This is a genomic window from Peribacillus sp. P4_C12 (genome assembly GCF_056402095.1).
Window position 1 is genome coordinate 1 of record NZ_JBFUIB010000213.1, and the last position, 6048, is coordinate 6048.

Genomic DNA, 6048 nt, shown 5'->3' on the forward strand with positions numbered 1-6048 from the left:
ACAACTATAAAGGCGAAACCTCCACCAAATCCAAAACCGTCGTCACACCTTGATTCACAACCTGACATACAGAAACCTCTCCTTATTTGTTTTTAAGGAGGAAATTAATTAAATGGGTTATATCACCTTATGCTCTAATTAGGAAAATGACACAATAGTCTCCATCTCTGATCATAGGATAAAATGTTGGAGGTACCTCTTATTGAGCTAACGGGGGGCTTTTGTTGAAGAAATAATATTTCAAAGATAGAAACAAAATGTTTGGTTTGAGGAACCAAGCATTTTACATAAACTAACCAACATCTAAGTGGTTGCCATATACAGTCCATACATTGTGAGACTGTTGCTAAGTTAGAGTTGAAGTGATTTATGGGAGCCCCAAATCTTTTTGATAGGGTGTTTTTTGTTTTGATGAAAAGAAAATTAATTGGTGTGACATCAGAAACTTAATAAGCGCTGGCAGATGTTTGTACAGGTGGGAATCCAAGAGAAGCAAATCTAGAAGATATTCAAGCGCTATACCGAGAAATATATTAACACTTATTTCAGTTGCCTTTAATAAAAAAGTAAGAGCAGTTAGAATTCGCTCTTACTTTTTTATGTGCTTAAACCTCTTAAAATACTTATCATTAAAGTACAAAGAGTCGTTGATCGGCAATTTTTTTGTGTTTTTTCATAGACGAAACAATTTCTTCTATATTAGAAGTTTCGAACAAATGTATAGGGAGAGTTGTACTGAAAGCGGCAACCATTTTTCCTTGTTGTACAAGTGGTAAAGCGATACAAGCTGTATATCTACTTGCTTCACAAATTTCGACAGCATAACCTTTCTCACGTATCTTTTCTAGGTCACTAAGTAAATCATCTAAATTATCGATTGTTTTTTCCGTGAGTTTCTCAAAATGATAATCTGTATAATTTTCAATAATTCTCTCATTGGAAAACTGGCTTAGAAGCATCTTTCCCATAGCTGTACAATGCGCTGGAATTCTAAGTCCAATATTGTGCATTAAGGATAGATCACTATTATTTTCATATTTAGCTAGGTACAAAATATTTCGATTGTCCAGTACTCCTGCATGAGTAGTGAGACCTAACTCTTGCCCAGTCTCCGATGTTAAAATAGATAGTTCTTCTAGCAAATCTGTGTTTTGAATACATACAGTACAGAGTTTAATATACTCAAGCCCAGCATAGTATTTTTTCGTATCATTATTATAAATTAAAAAATCTTTATCTAAAAATTCTTGTATCAAACTATGAGTAGAGCTTTTGGGAATATCTAGCCCTGTCTGAATATCGGTGAAAGAAATTCCATTGCGTTTATAGGCTAATAACTCTAAAAAACGCAGTGTTCTTTCTGCTGATTTTACTTTTGCCATAATTAACCTCGCTTATTATTTTTTATTTGGTACATTTAATAGAAAAGGAAATCATTGTCAATATCATACCAAGCGGGAAGACTTGTTATAACATTGACAATGCTATATTACAAATTAGTGTTTAGATAAAGTCGCAGCTGTTACCGGCAGACTGTGGTAGCACATATTTTCCATCCACGATGGAAACTGGATTTTTAAAGTATTTTTCCAGATGGGGAATATGCTCAAGGAACAAATCTTGATGACCAATGCTAATATGATTAAATAATACTAGATGCTGATGAATTTGTCCCATATCTCCAACATGAGGGATAACAGGTACATTACATTTCTTAGACATTAAGCTTATCAAAATAAATTCTGATATACCGCCTACTCTCAATGCGTCTACTTGGTTAAAGCACATTGCATTAGCTTGTAAGAAGTTTTTAAATAGTACTTTATTTGAAACGTGTTCGCCAAGCGCTAATCGGATAGGTGAAATCGCACGAGCTAGCGTTTGATGTGCTATCACATCATCTGGATCAGTTGGTTCTTCGACCCAATAAGGATTCATATCTTTAAGACGAGAAATAATACTTATTGCATCTGGTAGTGTCCATTGTTGATTTGCATCAAGCATAATTGTAATATCATTGCCAACAGTTTCACGAATTAGCAGTGCACGACGGATATCTCTTTCATGATCTCTTGAACCAACTTTTAATTTCATAGCAGTGAAGCCTTTTGCGAGCGCTTTCTTCGCGTTTTCAACAACCTTCTCATCTGAATAGTTAAACCAACCTACAGAAGTATCGTATCCAGTATATCCTTTCGATAAAATACCAATTCTGCTAGCTTTACTTTCTCTTGCAGTGTTTAAAATAGTAAGTGCTTCTTGTGGAGTAAGTAAATCTTCAACATATCTAAAATCTAACAAATTAATAATTTCTTCAGGAGTTAATTCAGTTAGTAATTTCCAAAGTGGAACACCTTTCGATTTTGCCCATAGATCAAAACATGCATTTGTAATACTAGCAAGTGCTAAATGAACGACTCCTTTGTGTGGACCGAGCCATCTGTAGCAAGGAGAATCGGTGATTTCTGCATGCACCTCACCGAAATGGCTCATCAATTCGTTAATTTCTTTTCCTATTAAGCATTCAGAAAGATACTTGATAGCTTTACAAACAAGATCATTTCCGTAACCTAATGTAAATGTGATTCCTGTACCTTCTATGTTTGTATCTGTTTTTAATTTACATACTGCATAAGCATAGTTAGGAACAGTATGAACGGCGTCTGATCCGGCACCTTCTTCAAGGACAAATCGTTTGTCTTCTACTTCAATATTTGTAATCACTACATTTTTCATTTTTAATAATACCCTCCTTAATATTTAAAATACAACCAAATAAAGTTCACATATAAAATATTAAGTTCACATATATGATTATTCATGATGTGGTATTATTTGTCAATAATAATTTATAAAGATTCAAAAAAAAAAATTCCTTCAAATTTATAGGATAAAAAACTAGTTATATTGATTTCTTCTAACTAGTTTTTTTTGTATGAGAAGATATATAGGAAGTTCCCCTTATATTAAATATAAATAACATTTCGAATGAGTTGAATGAAAATTCTGAAAAAACAAAAAATATTAATTTAGTATATTGACAAAAATTTTCAAGGTATTTAAACTGTACTTAAGTTCACAAATAGAAAGTCTAGTTCATATATAAGAACAAACAACTCCCGAAACTGATTTATACAGGTAATTAACTATGCAGGAGGAATGAAAATGTTATTTGCAGGTTTTGCCGTTTTAGCTATTGCTGGTTTTTTTTAAGGAAGTTTCGGTTTAGGAATGAAAAAGTATCAACCATTCTCTTGGGTTAATATTGGTATTACGAATGGAATGTTGTAATAAATAAAATCCATTACAACTTTAGCGAGAAGGAGAAGATTCATAAATGATAAACAAACTAGAAGAAATGAATTATGTGCCGGAGATTCCTAAAGTAAAAAGACCAATCGTTTCAATTGGAGCTGGAGGAATTGTTTCAGACTGCCATTATCCTGCATACAAGTTAGCTCAATTTGATGTTATTGGGGTATATGATTTAAAGCCTCAAAGAGCACATGAAATGGCTGATAAATTTTGTGTACCGAATGTATGTGAGACATTAGATGAATTGGTAGAGCTAGCAGTTGCAAATAATGCTATTTATGATGTTGCTGTACCAGCATCTGCAATTGTTGAGACATTAAATATTATTCCTGATGGAAGTCCAGTTTTGTTACAGAAGCCGATGGGAGAAAACATTGAACAGGCAACTGAGATATTGGAGCTATGTCGTAGGAAAAATCTAGTTGCAGGTTTAAACTTCCAGTTGCGTCAAGCACCTTATATGATTGCAGCTAAACAGCTGATTGATAAAGGTGTTATTGGAGAAATTACTGATTTTGAAGTTCGTGAGTGTGTGTTTACACCATGGAATCTATGGGACTTCTTATTTGAAGTAGATCGAATGGAAATTAACTATCATTCTATTCACTTTGTAGATGTTATGCGGTACTTTTTAGGTAACCCAGAAGCTGTTTACTGTAAAACTATGAAGCATCCTAAGATGATGGAACTAGCACAAGTGAAATCTAATATGATTTTTGATTATGGTGATTTGCTACGAGCTGGTATCACTTCAAATCATAACCATGAATATGGATTGGATGAACAAGAATGCTTTTTAAAAATCGAAGGAACAAGAGGGGCAATAAAGATAGTAATGGGTGTGTATTTAGATTATTCAGTTGGTCTTCCTGATAAATTAAAATATATTTCATTAGAAGATGGAAAAGGTTGGAGAGAGCTTGAGATAAAGGGCAGCTGGTTTCCAGAAGCATTTATTGGCACTATGGGTGGACTGATGAAAAAATTAGAAGACCCAACTTACCATTATGTGAATAGCGTAGAAGATGCATATGAAACAATGTGTGTTGTTGAAGCTTGCTATAAATCCAATGAAATTGGTCAAATTCCAGTAGATTATAATAAAAATGGAAAAGGATGATGCAGCATGGTGAAAATCCAACGATATGGAAGTGTTACTCGTGTAAAGGCAGATAAGTTAGATTATTATAAAGAATTACATGCAAATCCATGGCCACAAATTAATGAAATGATTAAGAAATGTAATATCTCCAATTATTCAATTTTTCACTCGAATGGTTATCTGTTCTCTTATTTTGAATATACAGGTGATGATTTTGAAGTTGACATGGCTAAGATGGCAGCTGAATCAGAAACACAACGCTGGTGGAAAGAAACTGATCCTTGCCAAGAACCTTTAACGAATGATGGACAATGGCTTACTATGGAACAAGTATATTTTTTAGAATAGGATAAAGGTGTTCATATGAAAATAATTGATACACATTTACACATTTGGAACTTTGATGAGTTTCATATACCATGGCTTGAAGATGCAGGAGATATATTAAAAAAGACCTATACTCTAGTAAATTATGAAAATGATATGCAGAAGTCAGGAGCATATTCTGTAGAGAAAGCTGTTTATGTAGAAGTAGATGTAGCAATCTCTGACCGAGAATATGAAAACGCCTTCATTATAAAAGAATATGAAAATCTGAATTCAATCATAGTTGGTGGGATTATTTCAGGATGTCTGGAAGAAGCAGGATTTTTAAAATATCTTGATCAATATGATCATCCAGCCATTAAGGGTGTGCGTCAGGTGCTTCATGTAGATTCTGCCACTAAAGGTACATGTTTAAAACCAACTTTTATATATAATATGCAGGAATTAGGACGAAGAGAAATGGTATTTGAGGCTTGCTTAAGAATAGAAGAGTTAAATGATTTATTTCAGCTCGCACTGAAATGTCCGAATACTATAATTGTATTAAATCATATGGGCAATGTAGATGCTGAATTGATAAGTAAAGAATCGTTAAGTTCCATAGAAAAAGAATATAAAGAAGCTTGGTATGAAAATATCCGAAATTTAGCTTCTGTTAATAATGTTATTTGTAAAATATCAGGATTAAATCCTAATGGAGCTTGGAATCCCGAAATATTAAGACCAGCTATCGATTTTGTCTTAGATGAGTTTGGAGAGGATCGCGTAATCTATGCGAGTAATTATCCAGTATGCAATACTTCTACAAAATTACTTCCTTGGATAGAAGTTCTTAATGAGATTACAAAAAATAGAGGTAGTGTATTTAGAGAGAAGCTGTTTTATGAAAATGCTAAGCGTGTTTATAAATTGTAAAGAATTGTATTTAATAAAAAAATAGAGGATATAAATGGGGGGAATATATGCTGCATCTGTTACAGCATTCGACAAAAATGGAAACTTGAATGCGGATGCCCAACAACAATTGATGGATAAAAACTTACAGGAAGGCGCAGCTGGATTATCGGTGGAAGTTCTGCAGAATGTTTCTTGCTATCTCCAGAGGAGAGAGTTAAGTCATTTGAAGTGGCAAGTACTTACTTATCGAGAGCGGATTTATTTGCAAATGTTGGAGCTTTAAGCTCAGATGAAGCAATCTATTATGCAAAAGCAGCTAAGGAGTTAGGTTATAAAAACCTCATCAAAAGCAGCAGCTTCGCATTTAACAAAGGCCTTGGCGATTGAGTTAGGCAAATACAATATTA

General features: G+C 33.5%; 7 protein-coding genes. 5 read left to right on the forward strand and 2 right to left on the reverse strand.

The window, feature by feature from the left end; genetic code table 11:
• Positions 1 to 629 precede the first annotated feature (629 nt).
• Positions 630 to 1382 (reverse strand): IclR family transcriptional regulator, encoded by a 753-nt coding sequence (locus AC1DUW_RS19065; protein ID WP_477643202.1) that lies wholly within the window; start codon positions 1380 to 1382, stop codon positions 630 to 632.
• Positions 1383 to 1503: 121 nt separating this feature from the next.
• Positions 1504 to 2736, reverse strand: a complete 1233-nt coding sequence (locus tag AC1DUW_RS19070) for an enolase C-terminal domain-like protein (protein WP_477643203.1) — start codon at positions 2734 to 2736, stop codon at positions 1504 to 1506.
• Positions 2737 to 3337: 601 nt separating this feature from the next.
• Between AC1DUW_RS19070 and AC1DUW_RS19075 the strand changes: the two genes are divergently transcribed.
• Genes AC1DUW_RS19075 through AC1DUW_RS19095 form a run of 5 tightly spaced genes read left to right on the forward strand, consistent with a single transcriptional unit; the run spans position 3338 to position 6028 of the window.
• Complete coding sequence (locus AC1DUW_RS19075) at positions 3338 to 4435, forward strand: Gfo/Idh/MocA family protein (RefSeq protein WP_477643204.1); 1098 nt, start codon at positions 3338 to 3340, stop codon at positions 4433 to 4435.
• Between the two features lie 6 nt (positions 4436 to 4441).
• Positions 4442 to 4765: an L-rhamnose mutarotase gene (locus AC1DUW_RS19080; RefSeq protein ID WP_477643205.1), complete on the forward strand. Its 324-nt coding sequence runs from the start codon at positions 4442 to 4444 to the stop codon at positions 4763 to 4765.
• A gap of 15 nt (positions 4766 to 4780) precedes the next feature.
• Positions 4781 to 5659 carry an amidohydrolase family protein gene (locus tag AC1DUW_RS19085; RefSeq protein ID WP_477643206.1) on the forward strand — a complete coding sequence of 293 codons (879 nt, stop codon included), beginning with the start codon at positions 4781 to 4783 and terminating at the stop codon, positions 5657 to 5659.
• 34 nt (positions 5660 to 5693) lie between these two features.
• Positions 5694 to 5924, forward strand: coding sequence for a hypothetical protein (locus tag AC1DUW_RS19090; RefSeq protein WP_477643208.1), 231 nt, complete (start codon positions 5694 to 5696; stop codon positions 5922 to 5924).
• A complete protein-coding gene (locus tag AC1DUW_RS19095) occupies positions 5834 to 6028 on the forward strand; it encodes a hypothetical protein (RefSeq protein ID WP_477643207.1) in 195 nt (64 codons plus the stop codon). The genes AC1DUW_RS19090 and AC1DUW_RS19095 overlap by 91 nt, the downstream gene beginning before the upstream one ends.
• Positions 6029 to 6048: the final 20 nt, after the last annotated feature.

Bases quoted from the DNA above. Each gene is read 5' to 3' on its own strand.
- AC1DUW_RS19065 (WP_477643202.1), bottom strand. From the start codon at position 1,382: ATGGCAAAAGTAAAATCAGCAGAAAGAACACTGCGTTTTTTAGAGTTA.
- AC1DUW_RS19070 (WP_477643203.1), bottom strand. From the start codon at position 2,736: ATGAAAAATGTAGTGATTACAAATATTGAAGTAGAAGACAAACGATTT.
- AC1DUW_RS19075 (WP_477643204.1), top strand. From the start codon at position 3,338: ATGATAAACAAACTAGAAGAAATGAATTATGTGCCGGAGATTCCTAAA.
- AC1DUW_RS19080 (WP_477643205.1), top strand. From the start codon at position 4,442: ATGGTGAAAATCCAACGATATGGAAGTGTTACTCGTGTAAAGGCAGAT.
- AC1DUW_RS19085 (WP_477643206.1), top strand. From the start codon at position 4,781: ATGAAAATAATTGATACACATTTACACATTTGGAACTTTGATGAGTTT.
- AC1DUW_RS19090 (WP_477643208.1), top strand. From the start codon at position 5,694: ATGGGGGGAATATATGCTGCATCTGTTACAGCATTCGACAAAAATGGA.